The organism is Pseudomonas quebecensis, assembly GCF_026410085.1.
In the GTDB taxonomy this organism is placed as follows: Bacteria; Pseudomonadota; Gammaproteobacteria; order Pseudomonadales; family Pseudomonadaceae; genus Aquipseudomonas; species Aquipseudomonas quebecensis.
The window spans coordinates 1,154,278-1,175,171 of sequence record NZ_CP112866.1; the positions used below are offsets into that span (position 1 = coordinate 1,154,278).

The window sequence follows — 20,894 nt, forward strand, 5'->3', positions numbered from 1 at the left end:
TGTTATCATCGCCGCCATGACGACTACCACCCCCCCGACCCCCAGCGTCCAGCTGCTTGAGGTCTCGCCGGAATATGCCGGCCAACGCATCGACAATTTTCTCCTGGCCAGGCTCAAGGGCGTGCCCAAGACCTTGATTTACCGCATCTTGCGTAAAGGCGAAGTGCGCGTGAACAAGGGGCGCATCAAGCCCGAGTACAAGTTGCAGGCCGGCGATATCGTCCGCGTACCGCCGGTTCGCGTGCCCGAGCGCGACGAACCCGTACCGCTGGCCCAGGGCCTGCTGCAACGCCTGGAAGCCTCGATTGTCTTTGAAGACAGCAAGCTGATCGTGATCAACAAGCCCTGCGGGATTGCCGTCCACGGCGGCAGCGGCCTGAACTTCGGCGTGATCGAGGCCTTCCGTCAGTTGCGTCCGGATGCCAAGGAGTTGGAGCTGGTCCACCGTCTGGACCGCGACACGTCCGGACTGCTGATGATCGCCAAGAAGCGCAGCATGTTGCGCCATCTGCACACAGCTCTGCGCGGCGATGGCGTGGACAAGCGTTACATGGCGCTGGTACGCGGCAATTGGGCCAGTTCGATCAAGAGCGTCCGCGCGCCGTTGCAGAAGAGCAACCTGCGTTCCGGCGAGCGCATGGTCGAGGTGGACGAGGAGGGCAAGGAGGCGCTGACCCTGTTCAAGGTGCTGCGCCGCTTCGGTGACTTTGCCACTATGGTCGAGGCCAAGCCGGTCACCGGCCGCACCCACCAGATTCGTGTGCATACCCTGCACGCGGGTCATTGCATTGCCGGTGACACCAAGTACGGCGACGAAGATTTTTCCAGGGAGATTCGCGATCTGGGCGGCAAACGTCTGTTCCTGCACGCGTACATGCTGACGGTGCCGCTGCCCGATGGCGGTGAGCTGAAGCTTCAGGCACCGGTTGACGAGATGTGGGCCAAGACCGTGGAGCGTTTGAGTGTCGCACCGTGATTACAAGCTGCTGATTTTCGATTGGGACGGCACGCTGGCCGATTCCATCGGTCGCATCGTCGAATCGATGCACATGGCTTCGACCCGCTCGGGGTTCGAGTTGTGCAGCGACCTGGCGGTCAAGGGCATTATCGGGCTCGGCCTGCCGGAAGCGATTCGCACCCTGTATCCGCAGATATCCGATGGCGAGCTGCTGGCGTTCCGTGAACATTACGCCGAACACTACATTGGGCTGGAGGTCGAGCCTTCGCCTCTGTTCGAGGGTGTGCGGCAATCGCTTGAGGCTTTCCGTGCCGATGGTTATCACCTGGCGGTGGCTACCGGCAAGGCTCGTCGCGGCCTGGATCGGGTGCTCAAGGCTCATGGCTTTGAGGATTATTTCGATGCGACCCGCGCGGCCGATGAAACCGCCAGCAAGCCTCACCCTCTGATGCTGGAGCAGATCGTGGCGCATTGCGGGGTGTCGCCGCGCCAGGCATTAATGGTGGGCGATGCCAGCTTCGACCTGATGATGGCGCGCAACGCCGGCATGGACAGTGTGGCCGTCAGTTATGGCGCCCAGTCCGCCGAGGCGCTGCAGCAATACGAGCCGAGGGTCACGATTGATCATTTTTCGCAATTGCAGGCCTGGCTTGGTCGGGCCCAATAAGTCTTTGCTGGGGTTGATGGCATGAGTGACGAGTGGAAAGCGCCTGAGAAGGCTCAAAGCGGTGACGACAAGAGCTGGCAGTTGCTGGAGAAGACGCTCCTGGCCAGTGTCCAGGAGCAGCGGCGTGCGCGGCGCTGGGGGATTTTCTTCAAGCTGCTGACCTTTACTTACCTGTTGATCATGCTGGCGCTGTTCAGCCCGCTGATGGATATGGAAAAGAGTGCGACCCGTGGCGCCAATTACACCGCGTTGATCGAAGTACGTGGGGTGATTGCCGATAAGGAGCCTGCCAGCGCCGACAATATCGTCAGCAGCCTGCGTGCCGCGTTCGAGGACCCCAAGGTCAAGGGCGTGATCCTGCGAATCAACAGTCCCGGCGGCAGCCCGGTGCAGTCGGGTTACGTGTATGACGAGATTCGTCGCCTGCGCGGCCTGCACCCCGATATCAAGCTGTATGCGGTGATCGCCGATCTTGGCGCCTCCGGTGCTTACTACATCGCCAGTGCAGCCGATCAGATCTACGCCGACAAGGCCAGTCTGGTGGGCTCCATTGGCGTGACGGCGGCCGGTTACGGCTTTGTCGGAGCCATGGAGAAGCTGGGGGTTGAACGTCGGACCTACAACTCCGGCGAACACAAGTCCTTCCTTGATCCGTTCCAGCCGCAAAAGGCCGATGAAACCCAGTTCTGGCAGGGAGTGCTCGACACCACCCATCGCCAGTTCATCGCCAGCGTGAAGCAGGGGCGTGGGGATCGCCTGAAGGACAAAGACCATCCGGAGTTGTTCTCCGGGTTGGTGTGGTCGGGCGAGCAAGCATTGCCGCTGGGCCTGGTCGATGGACTGGGCAGTGCCAGTTCGGTAGCGCGGGATGTGGTCGGCGAGAAAGAACTGGTGGACTTCACCGTTGAAGAATCGCCGTTTGATCGTTTCTCCAAGAAGCTAGGCGCCAGCGTGGCTGAGAAACTGGCGCTGTATATGGGCTTCCAGGGGCCGGCGCTGCGTTAATATCTCAAGTCTGCCGTAGATCAACATGTGGGATGGAGCTTGCTCCCTCCCGCATTTGGTTGTGTTCTTAAGGGATTTGCACGCCTTCGCTGAGCAGCATGTCCACCAGCCGAATCAATGGTAAGCCGACCAGGCTGGTCGCGTCCGGCCCTTCGGTGCTTTGGAACAAGCTCACGCCCAACCCTTCCGCCTTGAAGCTGCCCGCGCAGTCGTACGGCTGCTCGATCTGCAGGTAGCGCTCGATGCGCGCTGCATCCAGTTCGCGCATGTGCACAGTGAACGGCACGCAGTCCACCTGGCAGTGCCCCGTCTCGCTGTTAAGCAGGGCCAGGCCGGTGAGGAAGCTGACGCGCTTGCCACTGGCGGCCAATAACTGCTCGCGCGCATTTTCGAACGTGTGGGGCTTGCCGATGACGCGGCCTTCCAGCGTGGCAACCTGGTCTGAACCGATGATCAGGTGGCCTGGGTGGCTGGCGGCGAGGGCATGGGCTTTCTGTTTGGCCAGGCGTTTGACCAAGTCTGTGGCGGACTCATTTGCAGCGTGGCTTTCGTCGATATCCGGCGAGCGGCAGATGAACGGCAGATGCAGGCGACTGAGCAGTTCCCGGCGATAAACCGAGCTGGAAGCGAGTAATAAAGGCAGCATATACGTCTCCTCAAGGCAGCCGCCGATTCTAGCGGGGCGACCGGCTGACGCACAGGGCTGAATTTCCTTTGACATGGCTGGGTGCATCCCTATAATGCTGCGCCTATGTTGAATGACCCGATTCCACCTCACGTTGACCCGCGCAAATTGGCTGATCGTGGCACCTCCCTTCAAGGTGAAGTGCTGCTGGCCGATTTGGAGAGACTCTGCGACCCGCTTTCCGACACTGTCGGTACGGTGCAGGCCAAATTCGATTTTGAACGAGATGAACGTAAATCTGTGGTGATCCACAGTTTTATCGACACCGAAGTCAAAATGGTTTGCCAGCGTTGTCTTGAGCTGGTCACCCTGCCGATCCACAGCGAATGCAGTTACGCCGTGGTGAAGGAGGGTGCGAATACCCAGTCGTTGCCGAAAGGTTATGACGTGCTGGAACTGGGCGAAGATCCATTGGATCTGCATGCACTGATCGAGGAGGAGCTTCTGCTCGCCTTGCCCATTGTGCCTGCTCATCATCCGGAAGAATGCCAGCAGCCGGCGGGCCTCGATGCCGAGCCCGAACCGAGCGAGGACGAGGTAACGCGGTCCAACCCGTTCAGTGTATTGGCGCAGTTAAAGCGTGACCCAAACGTTTAGGAGTTAATCAATTATGGCTGTTCAGCAGAACAAAAAATCCCGCTCCGCCCGTGACATGCGCCGTTCGCACGACGCTCTCGAGGCAAGCACCCTGTCCGTGGAAAAGACCACTGGTGAAGTTCACCTGCGTCACCACGTATCGCCAGAAGGCGTATACCGTGGCCGTAAAGTGATCGACAAGGGCGCTGACGAGTAATCACTTGTCTGCTCTCGTCATCGCGATTGACGCAATGGGCGGGGACTTCGGTCCCCGCAGCATTGTTCAGGCCTGCCTTGCCAGCCTGTGCGCTACACCCTCGTTGCACCTGACCCTCGTCGGTCAACCCTCCCTTCTTGAAGAACTGATTGCCAGCCATCCGGCGGTGGATCGCGCGCGCCTGAGCATTGTGCCGGCCAGCGAAACCATCACGATGGATGAAAAGCCGTCGGCGGCCTTGCGCGGCAAGCCTGACTCTTCAATGCGGGTGGCCCTGGAGCTGTTGCGCGACGGCAAGGTGCAGGCCTGCGTCAGTGCGGGTAATACCGGGGCCTTGATGGCGTTGTCGCGGCATGTGCTCAAGACGCTGCCCGGGATTGATCGTCCGGCGATGGTGGCGGCGATTCCGACGCAGAACGGCTATTGCCAGTTGCTGGACCTGGGCGCGAACGTGGACTGCAGCGCCGAGCACCTGTTCCAGTTTGCCGTGATGGGCTCGGTAGCCGCCGAAGCGCTGGGCGTGGCACGGCCGCGCGTAGCGTTGTTGAATATCGGCACCGAAGACATCAAGGGCAACCAGCAGGTCAAGCTCGCCGCGACGCTGTTGCAGCAAGCGCGCGGGCTGAACTACATCGGATTTGTCGAGGGCGATGGTTTGTACCGAGGCGAAGCGGATGTGGTGGTGTGCGACGGATTTGTCGGCAATATCCTGCTCAAGTCCAGCGAGGGCCTGGCGACCATGATCGCCTCGCGTATCGAAGTGTTGTTCAGACGCAACCTGGCATCGCGCCTGGTGGGCGCCCTGGCGCTACCGCTGATGCGGCGCCTGCAGGCCGACCTGGCCCCGGCGCGGCATAATGGGGCGAGTTTTCTGGGGCTGCAGGGCATCGTGGTGAAAAGCCATGGTTCGGCCGGGGTCGAAGGCTTCCAGAGTGCGATTGCCCGTGCGGTGATCGAGATTCAGGAAAACCTGCCGCAGCGCTTGCACGGCCGTCTCGAGGACTTGTTGCCTTAGGCGAATCGGCCCGGGAATGGTTAAATGTGACCGGCCAGTTCAATTGACCATCCAATCTGTCAGTTTCGTGCGCTCCCACCGTAGGAGCGACCATTTCCGACGACCAGATCATTAGGGGCTTGTTACATGTCTACATCCCTCGCATTCGTCTTTCCAGGGCAGGGTTCGCAGTCCCTCGGCATGTTGGCCGAGCTGGGCGCGCAATACCCGTTGATCCTGGACACTTTCAAGGAAGCTTCCGACGCCCTGGGTTACGACCTGTGGGCCCTGACCCAGCAAGGGCCGGAAGAGCAGCTCAATCAGACCGACAAAACCCAACCGGCCATCCTGACCGCTTCGATCGCCCTGTGGCGCTTGTGGTTGGCAGAAGGCGGCGCGCGTCCGGCGTTTGTTGCCGGTCACAGTCTGGGTGAATACAGCGCGCTGGTAGCGGCGGGCAGCCTGACCCTCGCTGAAGCGGTCAAGCTGGTCGAACGTCGTGGCCAGTTGATGCAAGAGGCCGTTCCGGCCGGGCAGGGCGGCATGGCCGCGATCCTGGGCCTGGACGATGCCGTGGTGATTGAAGCCTGCGCCGAAGCGGCCCGGGGCGAAGTCGTCAGCGCGGTGAACTTCAACTCCCCTGGCCAGGTGGTGATCGCCGGTGCCAAGGCCGCCGTCGAGCGCGCCATCGAAGGCTGCAAGGCTCGTGGGGCCAAGCGCGCGCTGCCGCTGCCGGTGAGCGTGCCGTCGCACTGCGAACTGATGCGTCCGGCTGCCGAGCGCTTTGCCGAAGCCATCGCCGCCATCGACTGGCAGGCGCCGCAGATTCCGCTGGTTCAGAACGTCAGCGCCGCCGTGGCTGCCGACCTCGACACCCTCAAGCGCGACCTGCTGGAGCAACTCTACAAGCCGGTTCGCTGGGTCGAATCGGTGCAGACCCTGGCGGCCAAGGGCGCGACCGAACTGGTCGAATGCGGCCCAGGCAAAGTGCTGGCCGGTCTGAACAAACGCTGCGCCGAGGGCGTGTCCACTTCCAATCTCAACACCCCAGACGCTTTCGCTGCCGCTCGCGCAGCACAAGCTTGAACAGGAGAAACCTGCATGAGTCTGCAAGGTAAAGTTGCACTGGTTACCGGCGCCAGCCGTGGCATCGGCCAGGCGATCGCCCTGGAGCTGGGCCGTCAGGGCGCCGTTGTGATCGGCACCGCCACATCCGCCTCGGGCGCCGAGCGTATTGCCGCCACCCTGAAGGACAATGGCGTTCAAGGCACCGGCCTTGAGCTGAACGTGACCAGCGATGAGTCCGTGGCCGCTGTACTGGCCGAGATCACCGCACAGTTCGGCGCGCCGTCGATCTTGGTCAATAACGCCGGCATCACCCGCGATAACCTGATGATGCGCATGAAAGACGACGAGTGGTACGACGTGGTCGATACCAACCTGAACAGTCTGTTTCGCCTGTCCAAGGGTGTTTTGCGCGGCATGACCAAGGCGCGTTGGGGCCGAATTATCAATATTGGTTCCGTAGTGGGTGCCATGGGCAACGCAGGCCAAGTAAACTACGCTGCCGCCAAAGCCGGCCTGGAAGGTTTCAGCCGCGCACTGGCGCGTGAAGTCGGTTCGCGTTCGATCACGGTCAACTCGGTGGCCCCTGGGTTCATCGACACCGATATGACTCGCGAACTGCCGGAAGCACAGCGTGAAGCCTTGCTGACGCAGATTCCGCTGGGTCGTCTGGGCCAGGCTCAAGAGATCGCGAATGTGGTCACTTTCCTGGCATCCGACGGTGCGGCATACGTGACTGGGGCTACAATCCCGGTTAACGGCGGGATGTACATGAGTTAAATTGTGACGGATCGCTTCAAAAAAATGTCATACGAGCTGTCTAAAATCCGTTATAAAGCTGCAACTTAATTTATAGGCGGGTGGCCGAGCGGGTTCGGGGTGAAGCTTTCAGTTGAAAAGCTGAAATGGCTTTCTATACACTTACCCACTGGCCAGCTGCCTGAATTTGTCCATTAGGAGTTAAACAAGGTATGAGCACCATCGAAGAGCGCGTCAAGAAAATCGTCGCCGAGCAACTGGGCGTTAAGGAAGAAGAAGTGGTCAACACTGCTTCCTTCGTAGAAGACCTGGGTGCCGATTCCCTTGACACCGTTGAGCTGGTGATGGCTCTGGAAGAGGAATTCGAGACCGAAATCCCGGACGAAGAAGCTGAAAAAATCACTACTGTTCAAGCTGCCATCGACTACGTTACTGCCCACCAGGCGTAATAGTTTGTAGTCGTCGCTTGCTGTCAGGGAAAAACCGCACTGCTGTAACGGCGTGCGGTTTTTTCTTTAGCTCCAATGAAAAGTGAGCGCTGAAGCATAGTGTCGTCATCATGAAAAAGGAGAGTGCTGTGTCGCGTAGACGCGTCGTAGTCACCGGTATGGGTATGTTGTCGCCACTGGGTACGGATGTGCCGAGCAGTTGGCAGGGCATTCTGGCTGGCCGCAGTGGCATTGGTCTGATCGAACATACGGACCTTTCTGCCTATTCCACCCGTTTTGGCGGCTCGGTAAAAGGGTTCAACGTCGAGGAATATCTCTCGATCAAAGAGTCCCGCAAGCTCGACCTGTTCATTCAATACGGCCTGGCCGCCGGTTTCCAGGCAGTGCGTAACGCCGGCCTGGAAGTCACCGACGCCAACCGTGAGCGCATCGGCGTAGCCATGGGGTCTGGTATTGGCGGTTTGACCAATATCGAAGACACCAGCCGCACGCTGCATGAGACGGGCCCACGTCGAATTTCACCGTTTTTTGTACCGGGCTCGATCATCAATATGATTTCCGGTTTCCTGTCCATCCACCTGGGCGCACAGGGGCCTAACTACGCGATTGCCACGGCGTGCACCACGGGCACCCACTGCATCGGCATGGCGGCGCGCAACATCGCCTATGACGAGGCGGACGTGATGATTGCGGGCGGCGCGGAAATGGCTGCCTGCGGCCTCGGCATGGGCGGCTTCGGTGCTTCCCGTGCACTGTCGACGCGCAACGACGAACCGACCCGTGCCAGCCGTCCCTGGGACAAAGGCCGTGATGGCTTCGTATTGTCCGACGGTGCCGGGGCTCTGGTCCTGGAAGAGTTGGAGCATGCCAAGGCGCGTGGTGCCACCATCTACGCCGAGCTGATCGGCTTTGGCATGAGCGGCGACGCCTACCACATGACTTCGCCACCGTCCGACGGTGCCGGCGCTGCGCGGTGCATCACCAATGCGCTGCGTGATGCAAAGGTCAATGCGGACCAGGTGCACTACATCAATGCCCATGGCACCTCGACCCCCACCGGCGACCTGGCGGAAGCCGAGGCCATCAAGTCGGTATTCGGCGAGCACGCCTATAAGCTGGCGGTCAGCTCCACCAAGTCCATGACCGGGCACCTGTTGGGTGCGGCGGGCGCGGTCGAGGCGATCTTCAGTGTGATGGCCATCAAGGATCAGGTCGCTCCGCCGACCATTAACCTGGATGAGCCGGACGAAGGCTGCGACCTGAACTTCGTGCCTCACGAAGCGCAGCCGATGCCGATCGATGTCGCCATTTCCAACTCGTTTGGCTTTGGCGGCACCAACGGCTCTCTGGTGTTCCGCCGGTTCGCCGAGTGATGCACAGCTGGGTCGACGGTCAGCCAGCGGACGCCGTGCCCCTGAAAGACCGCGGCCTGGCATACGGCGATGGTCTGTTCGAGACCATTGCCGTCAAGGCCGGGCAGCCTGTGCTGCTCGACCGGCATCTGCAGCGCCTGCACGAGGGCTGCAGGCGCCTCGCCTTTGCGGTCGATCACGTGCTCGTACGCGGTGAGGTGCAGGCCTATGCCGCCGCCCTCGGCGACGGTGTTCTCAAGTTGATCCTTACTCGGGGCGACAGCCTGCGTGGTTATGGCATCAACCCCGGCGCCCCCGTGCGTCGAGTGATTCAGGGCAGCCCGCCCGCATCCTATCCGCAGGCCCATGGAACCGTCGGTATCCGTCTGTTTTCATGCGCCACTCGCCTCGCCGAGCAACCGCTGCTGGCCGGTCTCAAGCACCTCAACCGCCTGGAGCAGGTGATTGCCCGCGCCGAATGGCAGGACGCCGAGCACGCCGAAGGCTTGATGCGGGATACGTCCGGGCGTGTCATCGAAGGCGTGTTCAGCAATTTATTCATTGTAAGCAACGGCTTGTTACTAACCGCCGATCTGAAGCGTTGTGGGGTTGCCGGCGTCATGCGCGCCGAGATTCTGGCCCAGGCTCAAGTGCTGGGCGTCCCGGTGGCCGTGGCCGACATCAGCCTGGAGCAGTTGCGTCAGGCTGACGAAGTCTTCACCTGCAACAGCATTTATGGCATTTGGCCGGTGCGTGAGTGCGCTGCGATGAGCTGGTCGGTTGGCCCGCTCACCCGTAAACTGCAGGGCATTGTTCGCGCGCTATTGGATATTTGAGTTGATACGAAAACTGGTTGTACTGCTGCTGATCGGTCTGTTCTGCGCCGGTTTGCTGTTGGGCTTTTCTGCCTGGAAACTCGACTCTGCCCTTACGCAGCCCTTGAAGCTGACCCAGGAGCAATTGCTCGATGTACCTTCCGGGGCAACGCCCACCGGCACCTTCAACCGCCTCGAAGCCGACGGTGTGCTTGACGACGCTTTCTGGCTGCGCCTGTACTGGCGCTTCAACCTGGACGGCCAGCCGCTGCACAGCGGCGAATATCGAATGACCCCCGGCATGACTGCCCAAGGGCTGATCGGCCTGTGGCAACGCGGCGAAGTGGTGCAATACGGCCTTACATTGGTCGAAGGCTGGAATTTCCGTCAGGTACGCGCGGCGTTGGCCAAGCACGAAAAGATCGTGCAGACGTTGTCGGGGCTGACGGACAGCGAAGTCATGGACAAGCTCGGCCATCCCGGTGTGTTCCCGGAGGGACGGTTCTTCCCTGACACCTACCGTTTTGTGCGCGGTATGACCGACGTCGAGTTCCTTAAAAAAGCCTATAACCGCCTGGACGACGTGCTGGCCCAGGAATGGAGCAAGCGCGCCGCCGATGTGCCGTACACCGAGCCCTATCAAGCCTTGATCATGGCATCGTTGGTGGAGAAGGAAACCGGCGTACCCGAAGAGCGCGGGCAGATTGCCGGCGTGTTTGTGCGCCGCATGAAGATCGGCATGCTGCTGCAGACCGACCCCACGGTGATCTACGGCCTGGGCGAACGTTACAACGGCAAGTTGACCCGCGCCCATCTCAAGGAAGCCAACCCGTATAACACCTACATGGTGGCCGGCTTGCCGCCGACGCCGATCGCCATGGTCGGCCGTGAGGCGATTCATGCGGCGTTGAACCCCGCGCCGGGCAGCAGCCTGTATTTTGTCGCGCGTGGCGATGGCAGCCATATTTTCTCGGATGACCTGGATGCGCATAATGCGGCCGTGCGTGAGTTTCAGCTCAAGCGGCGGGCCGATTATCGCTCCAGCCCGGCGCCGGCGGTGAAACCGTCCGAGCCGGCGGCACCTGCGACCGATGCCGCCCCGGACACCGCCGCACCGCAAAGCCCGCAATGACTCTGACTAAGGACCGCCTGTGACTGGCTTGTTTATTACCCTGGAAGGCCCGGAAGGCGCCGGCAAAAGCACCAATCGCGATTACCTGGCAGAGCGCTTGCGTGCAGAGGGTATCGAGGTGGTGTTGACTCGTGAGCCGGGCGGAACCCCGCTGGCCGAGCGCATCCGTGAAGTGTTGCTGGCTCCGGGCGAAGAACAGATGAACCCGGACACCGAGTTGCTGCTGGTGTTCGCTGCCCGTGCCCAGCATCTGGCCGAGGTCATCCGCCCGGCCCTGGCGCGTGGTGCCGTAGTGATCTGCGACCGTTTTACCGATTCCACCTACGCGTACCAGGGCGGTGGCCGTGGCCTGTGCCTGGAACGTATCGCTACGCTGGAAGCGTTCGTGCAGGGCCAACTGCGTCCTGACCTGACCCTGCTGTTCGATCTGCCGGTGGAAGTGGGCATGGCCCGCGCCAGTGCCCGAGGTCGCCTGGACCGTTTCGAGCAGGAGGGCCAGGCGTTTTTCGACGCCGTGCGCAGCGCCTTCCTCACGCGGGCCGCAGCCGAACCCGCGCGCTATCACCTGCTGGATGCGGCGCAACCGTTGAGCCATGTGCAGCGCGCCATCGACATACTGTTGCCGACGCTCTTGGAGCGTGCCCGTGGCTGAAGCCTATCCGTGGCAGGACGGCCTCTGGCAGCAATTGGCCGGTCGTGCCCAGCACGCCCATGCGTACTTGTTGCATGGCCCGGCGGGGATCGGTAAGCGCCATCTGGCCGAGCGCCTCATGGCCAGCCTGCTGTGCCAGCGGCCGGTTAATCTGCAGGCCTGCGGTGAATGCAAATCCTGCATGCTGCTCAAGGCAGGCAGCCACCCGGACAATTACCTGCTCGAACCCGAAGAGGCCGACAAGGCGATCAAGGTCGACCAGGTGCGTGATCTGGTCAGTTTTGTGGTGCAGACCGCGCAGATGGGCGGGCGCAAAGTGGTATTGATCGAGCCGGTGGAGGCGATGAACATCAACGCCGCCAACGCCTTGCTTAAAAGTCTTGAAGAACCTTCCGGCGATACCGTGTTGTTGCTGGTCAGCCATCAGTCCAGCCGTTTGCTACCGACCATTCGCAGCCGTTGCGTGCAGCAGGCGTGCCCCCTGCCGAGCGAGGCCATGAGCCTGCAGTGGCTGGGACAGGCTCTGCCGGATTGCTCTGCTGAGGAACGTGGGGAGTTATTGACCCTGGCCGCAGGCTCGCCATTGGCTGCCGTCAAGCTGCAGGCCCAGGGCGTGCGCGAACAGCGAGCCCTGGTAGTGGAGGGCGTGAAGAAGTTGCTCAAACAGGAATTGTCCGCTACGCAGTTGGCCGAAACGGCCTGGAAGGACATCCCCTTACTGCTACTGTTCGACTGGTTCTGCGACTGGTCGAGCCTGATCCTGCGTTATCAGTTAACCCAGGACGAAAACGGTCTTGGCTTGCCGGACATGCGCAAAGTGGTGCAGTACCTTGCGCAGAAAAGCCCTCAGGACAAGGTGCTGAACATCCAGGACTGGATCCTTGCCCAACGCCAGAAAGTCCTTGGCAAGGCCAACCTCAACCGTGTGCTACTGCTTGAAGCGCTGCTGGTGCAATGGGTTGGCCTGCTCGGGCGCCGTTAATCCCTCGATGGCCGACGGGTGTATCGTTGGCCGGACATTTACCGTGATTTCAAGTCGTACCTTCTTATGCTCGTAGATTCCCATTGCCACCTTGACCGTCTTGACCTTGCCCAGCACGCAGGCTCCCTTGACGCCGCACTCGAAGCGGCACGCCAGCGCGGGGTCGGGCATTTCCTGTGCATCGGCGTCAGTGCTGAAAACGCCACCGACGTCAAAGCCCTCGCCGATCGCTATGCCGATGTGGATTGTTCGGTGGGTATCCACCCGCTGGACCTCAAACCCGGCGAAGCGCCGGCGCTTGAGTGGCTGCTGGCGGAACTCAATCACCCGCGCGTCGTGGCCATCGGTGAAACCGGCCTGGACTACCATTACGAGCCCGAAGCCGCCGAGTTGCAGCAGGCTTCCTTTCGTTTGCACCTGCAGGCTGCCCGCCAAACCGGCAAGCCAGTGATCGTCCACACCCGCGGCGCGCGTGCCGACACCCTGGCCCTGCTGCGCGAAGCCGCGTTGCCCCAGGGCGGCGTGCTGCACTGCTTCACCGAGGACTGGGACATGGCCAGGGCTGCCCTGGACCTGGGCTTCTACATCTCGTTGTCGGGGATCGTTACTTTCCGCAATGCCGATGCGCTGCGCGACGTGGCGCGGCAAGTGCCGGCCGACCGCTTGCTGGTGGAGACCGACTCGCCCTACCTGGCGCCCATCCCTCATCGCGGCAAGCCCAACCTGCCGGAGTATGTGCGCGACGTAGCGGAGTACCTGGCGATGTTGCGCGGGGAGCCCTACGAGCGGTTCGCCGAGCAGACCACCGAGAATTTCAAGCGCTTGTTCCCATTGGCTCACGTAGCGGGTTGAAGGCCAAATCGCAGGCAAAAAAAACCCGGGTTCTGGGGGGTGAATCCGGGCTAAGACCATTAGGAGTAAAACAAGGGCACTCAGTCCGTCGGTACCCAGGTCGGCGCTTCACTTGGGGGAGATGTCACGCCGACAGTTGAAGTATTGATCAGTATCCCATTCAGTCCAGTGGCGGCTGGTCGTTTTTTAAACAGATTTGGAATACGTGCGCTTCAGTTGAGTTCTCATTGAGCGGTGGGCAACAGTGGATGTTGCGTATTATTTCTGACTGATCGGCGCCTATTCGTTGGCGTGTTGTCATTAAAGTGCCGGGTCGGTTCATATAGGCGTTGCCCAACGACCGTTCAGTCGGGATAATCCCTCGCATCGGGTAAATCGTATCGTCACGTGTCCGTGGCCTTGCGCAACCCTCCCTCTACCGACCTCTGCAGACCTCTTCCTCATGCACAAAGAACCCCGTAAGGTCCGTGAGTTTCGCCGCCGTGAGCAGGAAATTCTCGACACCGCGCTCAAATTGTTTCTCGAACAGGGTGAAGACAGCGTCACCGTCGAGATGATTGCGGATGCCGTAGGTATCGGCAAAGGCACTATCTATAAGCACTTCAAATCCAAGGCCGAGATCTATCTGCGCCTGATGCTCGACTATGAGCGCGATTTGAATGAGCTGCTGCATTCGGCAGACGTGGACAAGGATAAGGAAGCCCTGTCCCGCGCCTATTTCGAGTTCCGCATGCGTGACCCGCAGCGCTATCGCCTGTTCGATCGTCTGGAAGAGAAAGTGGTGAAAGGCCATCAAGTCCCGGAGATGGTTGAAGAGCTGCACAAGATTCGCGCGTCCAACTTCGAACGACTGACCCTGTTGATCAAGGGCCGTATCAGCGAAGGCAAGCTTGAAGATGTGCCGCCGTATTTCCACTACTGCGCCGCCTGGGCGCTGGTGCACGGTGCGGTCGCGCTGTATCACTCGCCGTTCTGGAGCAATGTGCTGGAAGATCAGGAAGGTTTCTTCCAGTTCCTGATGGACATTGGCGTGCGCATGGGCAATAAGCGCAAGCACAGCAGTGAGCCTGCGCTGGAAGCGGCTCCCGCCGAAACGCCCGCCACGCAATGATTTGCTGCCAGGTGCAGTAACCCAGGAATATACTCAGGCAAGGACCTTGCTAAAAGCTGATTTATAGGTCAGTTTTTAGCGCGCCCGAATTAACCGCTGCCGGAGTGATCCATGATCGTTGATCGTCAAGGCAGGCGTTTTCGCAATCTGCGAATCAGCCTGACCTCAGCCTGCAATTATGCGTGTACCTACTGCGTGCCTGACGGCAAGCGGCTGGTGGCTGCCCAGGACGAACTCTCGGCTCAGGCCATGGCGCGTGGTGTGGCGTATCTGATTGAAGCGGCGGGTATCGAGCGCCTGCGCATCACCGGCGGTGAGCCGCTGGTGAGCCCCAAACTGGAGGCTTTTCTGGGCGCTGTGGGCGGGATGGGGCTCAGTGATATCAGCTTGACCACCAATGGTCAGTTGCTGGCGCGCAAATTGCCGCTGTTGGTGGACGCCGGCATCCGTCGCATCAACGTTTCCCTCGATACGCTGGACGCCGGGGCGTTTCGCAGCATCGCCCGTGGCGGCGACCTGGCGACCGTGCTGGATGGCATGGACCAGGCGCGTGCCGCCGGGCTCAAGATCAAAGTCAACATGGTGCCCCTGCGCGGCCAGAACCTGGACCAGGTCATGCCGCTGCTCGACTATTGCCTGGAACGCGGCTACGAACTGCGCTTTATCGAACTGATGCGCATGGGCCATCTGGCCAAGGATTCGAACGCATTCCTGCAGCAATTCGTCAGTCTGCAACAATTGCTCAGCCTGATCGGCGAGCACCACGAATACCTGCAGGCCAACGCCCCCGTGGATGCTACCGCGGTACGCTACGAAGTGCCTGGCAAAGGCCATTTCGGCGTGATTGCCAACGAGAGCGTGCCATTCTGTCGTACCTGTTCGCGGCTGCGTCTGTCATCCACCGGCTGGTTGCATGGCTGCCTGTCGTCGAGCAACCGCCATTACGTCGGCGACTTGCTCGACAAGCCTCGCCACCAGGCGCTGCCTGCGCTGCAGGGCCTGTTGATGAAGGCTCTGGGCGACAAACAGGAAGTGGCCTTCTCCGGCGGTGCAACCGTCATGAAGATTATTGGCGGCTGACGCCGAGCGGCTCCCCTGGCCCAGAACCTGCATCTCGTGCCCATTCGCCGGTTTTCCGTCACCGGCTTCTGGAGGATTAGGATGCGTAGTCTGGTGTTATTGCTGGCGTCGTTGACGCTGAGTGGCTGCATGACCGTCAGCGATATGGCCGAAGGCACCCGCTATCAGATGAGTGACGCCGGTTTGCTGGACCACAGCGATACCCGCCGCACCGCGTCGATTCGCGTGCAGCCCGATTCGTTCATCTTCATCGCCCAGGGGGCCTTCGTACCGCCCGGCAGTGCCTATCCACGTCCGAACGTGGTGGCCGAGGAAGCCTTCAACGGTTTCGTCGAGTACTTCCCCATGGTACGTCGCGCGCGCCAACCCGAAGGCCTCGAGCAAGCCATGGCGGAAGCCCGTGCGGCGGGCGCCCATTACCTGTTGTATTGCCGCTTCGCCAAGGCCGACGACCGTATCGGCAACGCCGATGAATGGGCCGATCAGGAGGCGCTTGACCGCGTTGGCGTGGACAGCGGTGTCATCCAGATCATGTTGATCGAGACCAGCACCCAGTATTTGATTGATACTGCACGCATTCGCAGTCGTGGCGGTTTACTGACATTCCACGACAACAAGCCACAAGACCTGATTGCCCGCCCACTGGCGCAGTACGCACGCGGCCTGCTGGGCATGAGTGATCAGTAGGTTCGTCAACCAGGGAGAACCCATGACCGATTCCGCCAAAACCAATGATCTCTTGGCCCAACTGCCAAAAGGCAAGGGCCCGGCGCCGGTGCATCTGTGGAACCCGGATTTCTGCGGCAATATCGACATGCGTATCGCTCGGGACGGTACGTGGTATTACCAGGGCACGCCGATCGGGCGCAAGCCGATGGTCAAGCTGTTCTCCAACATCATTCGCCGCGACGGTGATGATTATTTCCTGATCACGCCGGTGGAAAAAGTCGGGATCGTGGTCGACGATGCACCCTTCGTTGCGGTGACGCTCGAGGTCGAAGGCGAGGGTGAACGTCAGCAATTGCGCTTCACCACTAACGTCGACGAGCAGATCGAGGCTGGCCCTGAACATCCGCTGCGGGTGGTGATTGATCCGGTTACCGACGAGCCGTCGCCTTATCTTTGCGTACGCAACAACCTCGAAGCGCTGGTGCATCGCAATGTGTTCTACCAGTTGGTAGAACTGGCGGTGAGCCGTCCGATCAATGGGCAAAACTGGCTTGGGGTCTGGAGCGGCGGAGCGTTCTTTGTGATTGGCCTGGAGCCGTGAGTTCAGTTTTTACGCGGCCCTGACATAATTCGCTTGCCGCTGATGGGGGCTTTCGGTTATCAATTTGTACATGATTAGACATGTCCGATTTGATAAGAAAAAACGCGTCGTCGACGAACTCATTCGCCGTATCGAAGGCGGGGTGATGGCCGACGGTTTCCTGCTGCCAGGCGAGCACCAGTTGGCCGAAGAGTTTGCGGTCAGCCGAGGCACGTTGCGCGAGGCACTGGCCGAACTCAAGCGGCGCAATTACATCGCCACCCAAAGCGGGGTCGGCTCCATCGTCACCTTCGATGGCATGGTGCTCGATCAAGCCAATGGCTGGGCCCAGGCCCTGGCCGACACGGGCGCACTGGTGAACACCGAGGTGCTGCGCCTGGAAGCTGTGACGCGAGAGGACCTGCGCAGCCGCTTCGGCAGCGACCAATTCATCGCCCTCGACCGCCGCCGGCGCACTACCGACGGCACTGCCGTGTCCTTGGAGCGCTCGTTGATGCCGGCCTCCGGGAGTCTGGAAAGCCTGCCCCGCGTGGGCTTGATCGACAATTCCCTGACCATCACCCTCGCGGCCTACGGCTATATCGGCGCCGACGGCGATCAGTGGATCGGTGCCGAGCCTCTGAGCGCTGCGGACGCCGAGTTGCTCGGGCGTACGGCCGGCACAGTGTTTCTGAAGGCGTCACGCACCACCTATGACCGCCGTGGGCGTTTCATGGAGTACGTCGAAAGCCTTCTAGACCCTGTGCACTTTCGCCTGCACCTGCAATTCGGAACCGCCAAATGACTCCGCACGACCGCGCCCTCGGCGCCTTCTACGGCCTGGCCCTGGGCGATGCCCTGGGCATGCCCACCCAGTCTCTGAGCCGTGAACAGGTTCGCGCGCGTTTCGGCGCTATCACCACGCTGGTCGACGCCCACGCCGACCAGCCCATCGCCCCCAACATGCCGGCCGGCTCCATCACCGATGACACCGAACAAGCCATCCTCGTGGGCGAGCTGCTGGTGCAGGGGCAGGGCACGATCCAACCCTCGGTGCTCGCACATCGGCTGATCGAATGGGAAGCGAGCATGCGCGCCAAGGGCTCCCAGGATTTGCTCGGCCCTTCCACCAAGCGCGCCATCGACATGATCCTCGCCGGCCATACCCCGGAAGAGTCCGGGCGCTATGGCACCACCAACGGTGCCGCCATGCGCATTACGCCCGTGGGCATTGCCGCCGACGTCAACGACTCGGCGCGGTTTATCCAGGCGGTGATCCAGGCGTGCCAGGTCACCCATAACACCACCTTGGGGATTTCCAGCGCGGCGGCGGTGGCGGCGGTGGTCTCGGCCGGCATCAACGGTGCGGACCTGGGCGAAGCCTTGAACATCGGCACTCAAATGGCCCAGCAGGCTGAAACCCACGGGCATTGGATTGCCGGCGGGCGGATTTCCACCCGCATCAGTTGGGCGCGTACCCTGAGCGTCGGCAGTGGCGACACGGCGCTGTTCGCCGACTTGCTGTACGAGTTGATCGGCACTTCCGTCGCCTCCCAGGAGTCGGTGGTGGTGTCGTTTGCCCTTGCGCAGCAAGTGGCGGTGGGCGAGCTGACGGCGCTGGATGCCCTGTGCCTGGCCGCCAGCCTCGGTGGGGACACCGACACCATCGCGGCCATGCTCGGCGCCATGCTCGGCGCTTGCCTGGGCATGCCGTGCTGGCCGTCGGCGATGATCGAGCAGATCAGGCGGGTCAATCGCCTGGATCTGCAGCCCTTGGTCCAGGGGCTGCTGGCCTTGCGTCAAGCACATGATTGAACAGTCAGGATGACGGGTTAACCCTTTAACCATTTGCCATCACATAACAACTACAGGCATCAGGAGCACCACGATGGGCAGCATGACTTCCGGCCAAGGCGCCGGGCAATTGGAAACACGCGGTATCGAGCCCGTCCCGGAAGGGGAGTGCAACGGCCACCCGCTGCAACTGTTCTGGGTATGGTTCGCCGCCAATATCAGCATCCTCGGTTTGCCGCTGGGCGCCACGTTGGTGGCGTTTCGCGGCCTGGCGATCTGGCAGGCAGTGATCGTGGCAATCCTCGGCGCCGCCGGTTCCTTTGCCGTGGTGGGCATCATTTCCATCGCCGGCCGACGGGGCCGCGCGCCCAGCCTGACACTGTCCCGAGCCATTTTCGGCGTGCGCGGCAATATCGGTCCGACGCTGGTCTCGCTGATGTCGCGCCTGGGCTGGGAAACCGTCAACACCACCACCGCCGCGTTTGTGCTGCTGTCGCTGTGTTCGATTCTGTTCGGCTCGGCGGTCGAAGCTAAAAGCGCGCCGGTGCTGACCCTGATCTTTATCGGCATCTTCGTGCTGCTGACCCTGGCCGTCTCCGGCCTGGGCCACGCCACCTTGCTGGTGATCCAGAAGTGGGCCACCTATGTGTTCGGTGCGCTGAACATCCTGGTGGGCGGTTTTCTCTGCGCCACCATCGACTGGAGTGCCGTCTTCAACGCCGCCCCGGCTCCGCTGAGCGCGATGATCATCGGCATCGGCACCATGGCCGCCGGTACCGGTATCGGCTGGGCCAATGCCGGTGCCGATATGTCGCGCTACCAGCACCGCAGCGTCAAGGCCGCACGACTGGTGGCGTCCGCCGCATTTGGCGCGGGTATCCCGCTGGTACTGTTGATCACCCTCGGCGGTCTGCTGTCGGTGGGCAACAATGACCTGGCGGCGGCCACGGACCCGATCATCGCGATCCGCGACATGCTGCCCACCTGGATGGCCGTGCCGTACCTGATCACCGCGTTCGGCGGGCTGTTGCTGTCAAACAACCTGTCGGTGTATTCGGCCGGCCTCACTACCTTGACGCTCGGCCTGAAGGTCAAGCGCGTGCATGCGGTGATCGTCGATATCGTGGCGATTTTCGCCGGTTCGATTTACTTCATGCTGATCGCCGACAGTTTCTATGGCCCGTTCATCACCTTCATTTCGCTGCTGGCGGTGCCGATTACCGCGTGGGTCGGGATCTTCGTGGTCGATCTGATTCACCGTCACTACTACAGCGCCAAGGATTTGCTGGACGTCAGCCCCAGCAGCGCCTATTGGTATCGCGGCGGCGTGGAATGGCGCGCGTTCGGCGCCTGGGCCGTGGCGATCGTGTTGGGTTTCAGCTTCACCACCATTGGCACCACCGCCGACAACATCTGGTTTGCCGGACCATTGTCTGATTCCTGGCTGGGCCACAACGGCCTGGGCTGGATCGTAACGTTCCTGGTTGCGGGTGGGCTTTATGCCGTACTAGGTGGCGCCTCCGATCGCCGTCCGGCGCTGGTCGAGGGCGCGCATGTCTAGGTTGCTGCACACCGGTCAGGTTATTGTCGACCTGGTCATGGCCCTCGATGCGTTGCCCGAATCCGGTGGCGACGTGCTGGCGCAATCGGCCAGCTTCGAAACCGGCGGGGGCTTCAACGTGATGGCCGCCGCACGCCGCAACGGGATGCCGGTGGTGTACCTGGGGCGCCATGGTACCGGGCGTTTCGGCGACCTGGCCCGCGCGGCAATGCAGGCGGACGGCATCGAGATAGCCCTTGCGCCCACCACTGGCAAGGACACCGGCTTGTGCGTTGCCCTGACCGAAGCGTCCACGGAGCGAACCTTCATTTCTCGCCTCGGCGCCGAGGGTGACCTCAGTGCCGAGGACCTCGCCAGCGTGGCGCCGCATGCAGGTGATTATGTCTATGTGAGCGGCTACAGCCTGTTGTTGGAAGGCAAGGCGCAACCGCTGATTGACTGGGTGCTGGCGCTGCCGCGCGCCATTGTGGTGGTGTTCGATCCGGGGCCTTTGGTCAAAGCGCCTGATTCGGCCCTGATGCGTGCATTGCTGCCGCGCATCGATATCTGGACCAGTAACGCTCCCGAGGCGCTGGCATTCACCGGCGCGGTGGACATCGCGCATGCCCTGTCCGCGCTCGCTCGGCACCTGCCCGCCGACGCGCTGCTGGTGGTGCGCGACGGGCCGAATGGCTGCTGGGTAGGGAGGGGCGCCCACATCGACCACGTGCCGGGTTTCAAGGTACGGGCAGTGGACAGCAACGGCGCCGGGGATGCGCACGCAGGGGTAATGATGGCCGGCCTTGCCCAAGGCCTCACGCCGGTGGAATCGGCGCGCCGTGCCAATGCCGCAGCGGCATTGGCGGTGACCCGTCGGGGCCCGGCCACATCGCCGGGCGCTGGCGAAGTCGACGCTTTCCTCAACGGATAACACGCCACCGATGTGAGGACGTGCGCGCC

24 protein-coding genes are annotated in these 20,894 nt (G+C 61.5%); 23 read left to right on the forward strand and 1 reads right to left on the reverse strand.

The features are described from left to right. Nucleotides 1-16: 16 nt before the first annotated feature. From rluC to OSC50_RS05480, 3 genes are read left to right on the forward strand one after another with little or no spacing between them, the layout of a single operon-like run. Nucleotides 17-976 (forward strand): 23S rRNA pseudouridine(955/2504/2580) synthase RluC, encoded by a 960-nt coding sequence (gene rluC, locus OSC50_RS05470; RefSeq protein WP_181081175.1) that lies wholly within the window; start codon nucleotides 17-19, stop codon nucleotides 974-976. Beyond that, the gene (locus OSC50_RS05475; RefSeq protein ID WP_181081174.1) at nucleotides 963-1,625 is read left to right on the forward strand and encodes an HAD-IA family hydrolase; all 663 of its coding nucleotides are present in this window, start codon (nucleotides 963-965) and stop codon (nucleotides 1,623-1,625) included. The genes rluC and OSC50_RS05475 overlap by 14 nt, the downstream gene beginning before the upstream one ends. 21 nt (nucleotides 1,626-1,646) lie before the next feature. Then, a complete protein-coding gene (locus OSC50_RS05480) occupies nucleotides 1,647-2,630 on the forward strand; it encodes a S49 family peptidase (RefSeq protein WP_181081173.1) in 984 nt (327 codons plus the stop codon). 67 nt (nucleotides 2,631-2,697) lie between these two features. Here the strand turns inward: OSC50_RS05480 and OSC50_RS05485 are convergent, their stop codons facing one another. Further along, a complete protein-coding gene (locus OSC50_RS05485) occupies nucleotides 2,698-3,276 on the reverse strand; it encodes a Maf family protein (protein WP_266246406.1) in 579 nt (192 codons plus the stop codon). Nucleotides 3,277-3,381: 105 nt separating this feature from the next. Between OSC50_RS05485 and OSC50_RS05490 the strand changes: the two genes are divergently transcribed. The 20 genes from OSC50_RS05490 to OSC50_RS05585 all read left to right on the forward strand — a co-directional run bounded on the left by OSC50_RS05490 (nucleotide 3,382) and on the right by OSC50_RS05585 (nucleotide 20,865). Then, a complete protein-coding gene (locus OSC50_RS05490; protein ID WP_181081171.1) occupies nucleotides 3,382-3,912 on the forward strand; it encodes a YceD family protein in 531 nt (176 codons plus the stop codon). A 13-nt stretch (nucleotides 3,913-3,925) separates the two neighbouring features. Continuing rightward, nucleotides 3,926-4,108 (forward strand): 50S ribosomal protein L32, encoded by a 183-nt coding sequence (gene rpmF / locus OSC50_RS05495; protein WP_003179396.1) that lies wholly within the window; start codon nucleotides 3,926-3,928, stop codon nucleotides 4,106-4,108. 4 nt (nucleotides 4,109-4,112) lie between these two features. Beyond that, nucleotides 4,113-5,123: a phosphate acyltransferase PlsX gene (gene plsX, locus OSC50_RS05500; protein WP_181081170.1), complete on the forward strand. Its 1,011-nt coding sequence runs from the start codon at nucleotides 4,113-4,115 to the stop codon at nucleotides 5,121-5,123. 126 nt (nucleotides 5,124-5,249) lie between these two features. Beyond that, nucleotides 5,250-6,188, forward strand: a complete 939-nt coding sequence (gene fabD / locus OSC50_RS05505; RefSeq protein WP_253509000.1) for an ACP S-malonyltransferase — start codon at nucleotides 5,250-5,252, stop codon at nucleotides 6,186-6,188. Between the two features lie 15 nt (nucleotides 6,189-6,203). Continuing rightward, nucleotides 6,204-6,947, forward strand: a complete 744-nt coding sequence (gene fabG / locus OSC50_RS05510) for a 3-oxoacyl-ACP reductase FabG (RefSeq protein ID WP_266246402.1) — start codon at nucleotides 6,204-6,206, stop codon at nucleotides 6,945-6,947. A 191-nt stretch (nucleotides 6,948-7,138) separates the two neighbouring features. Further along, on the forward strand, nucleotides 7,139-7,375 hold the full coding sequence (gene acpP, locus OSC50_RS05515; protein WP_007987170.1) for an acyl carrier protein: 237 nt from the start codon (nucleotides 7,139-7,141) through the stop codon (nucleotides 7,373-7,375). 128 nt (nucleotides 7,376-7,503) lie between these two features. Further along, entirely contained in the window at nucleotides 7,504-8,748 is a 1,245-nt protein-coding gene (fabF, locus tag OSC50_RS05520; protein WP_181081168.1) for a beta-ketoacyl-ACP synthase II, read from the forward strand. Beyond that, nucleotides 8,748-9,563 (forward strand): aminodeoxychorismate lyase, encoded by an 816-nt coding sequence (pabC, locus tag OSC50_RS05525; protein WP_266246399.1) that lies wholly within the window; start codon nucleotides 8,748-8,750, stop codon nucleotides 9,561-9,563. The genes fabF and pabC overlap by 1 nt, the downstream gene beginning before the upstream one ends. Before the next feature lies 1 nt (nucleotide 9,564). Beyond that, nucleotides 9,565-10,674, forward strand: coding sequence for an endolytic transglycosylase MltG (gene mltG, locus OSC50_RS05530; RefSeq protein WP_266246397.1), 1,110 nt, complete (start codon nucleotides 9,565-9,567; stop codon nucleotides 10,672-10,674). Nucleotides 10,675-10,693: 19 nt separating this feature from the next. Then, nucleotides 10,694-11,326: a dTMP kinase gene (gene tmk, locus OSC50_RS05535; RefSeq protein WP_266246395.1), complete on the forward strand. Its 633-nt coding sequence runs from the start codon at nucleotides 10,694-10,696 to the stop codon at nucleotides 11,324-11,326. Beyond that, nucleotides 11,319-12,308: a DNA polymerase III subunit delta' gene (locus tag OSC50_RS05540; protein ID WP_266246393.1), complete on the forward strand. Its 990-nt coding sequence runs from the start codon at nucleotides 11,319-11,321 to the stop codon at nucleotides 12,306-12,308. Before tmk ends, OSC50_RS05540 begins: the two co-directional genes overlap by 8 nt. Nucleotides 12,309-12,374: 66 nt before the next feature. After that, the gene (locus OSC50_RS05545) at nucleotides 12,375-13,160 is read left to right on the forward strand and encodes a TatD family hydrolase (protein ID WP_266246391.1); all 786 of its coding nucleotides are present in this window, start codon (nucleotides 12,375-12,377) and stop codon (nucleotides 13,158-13,160) included. Between the two features lie 442 nt (nucleotides 13,161-13,602). After that, nucleotides 13,603-14,271, forward strand: coding sequence for a TetR/AcrR family transcriptional regulator (locus OSC50_RS05550; RefSeq protein ID WP_181081162.1), 669 nt, complete (start codon nucleotides 13,603-13,605; stop codon nucleotides 14,269-14,271). 111 nt (nucleotides 14,272-14,382) lie between these two features. Next, nucleotides 14,383-15,351 carry a GTP 3',8-cyclase MoaA gene (locus tag OSC50_RS05555; protein ID WP_266246389.1) on the forward strand — a complete coding sequence of 323 codons (969 nt, stop codon included), beginning with the start codon at nucleotides 14,383-14,385 and terminating at the stop codon, nucleotides 15,349-15,351. A gap of 81 nt (nucleotides 15,352-15,432) precedes the next feature. Next, a complete protein-coding gene (locus OSC50_RS05560) occupies nucleotides 15,433-16,038 on the forward strand; it encodes a DUF4823 domain-containing protein (RefSeq protein ID WP_181081160.1) in 606 nt (201 codons plus the stop codon). A gap of 22 nt (nucleotides 16,039-16,060) precedes the next feature. Further along, on the forward strand, nucleotides 16,061-16,621 hold the full coding sequence (locus OSC50_RS05565; RefSeq protein ID WP_181081159.1) for a DUF1285 domain-containing protein: 561 nt from the start codon (nucleotides 16,061-16,063) through the stop codon (nucleotides 16,619-16,621). Nucleotides 16,622-16,691: 70 nt separating this feature from the next. Beyond that, nucleotides 16,692-17,405 (forward strand): GntR family transcriptional regulator, encoded by a 714-nt coding sequence (locus tag OSC50_RS05570; protein WP_181081158.1) that lies wholly within the window; start codon nucleotides 16,692-16,694, stop codon nucleotides 17,403-17,405. Beyond that, nucleotides 17,402-18,415: an ADP-ribosylglycohydrolase family protein gene (locus OSC50_RS05575; RefSeq protein ID WP_253508985.1), complete on the forward strand. Its 1,014-nt coding sequence runs from the start codon at nucleotides 17,402-17,404 to the stop codon at nucleotides 18,413-18,415. The genes OSC50_RS05570 and OSC50_RS05575 overlap by 4 nt, the downstream gene beginning before the upstream one ends. A 73-nt stretch (nucleotides 18,416-18,488) precedes the next feature. Continuing rightward, nucleotides 18,489-19,955: a purine-cytosine permease family protein gene (locus OSC50_RS05580; RefSeq protein ID WP_181081156.1), complete on the forward strand. Its 1,467-nt coding sequence runs from the start codon at nucleotides 18,489-18,491 to the stop codon at nucleotides 19,953-19,955. Then, on the forward strand, nucleotides 19,948-20,865 hold the full coding sequence (locus tag OSC50_RS05585; RefSeq protein WP_253508983.1) for a PfkB family carbohydrate kinase: 918 nt from the start codon (nucleotides 19,948-19,950) through the stop codon (nucleotides 20,863-20,865). Before OSC50_RS05580 ends, OSC50_RS05585 begins: the two co-directional genes overlap by 8 nt. The last annotated feature ends 29 nt before the right edge of the window (nucleotides 20,866-20,894 follow it).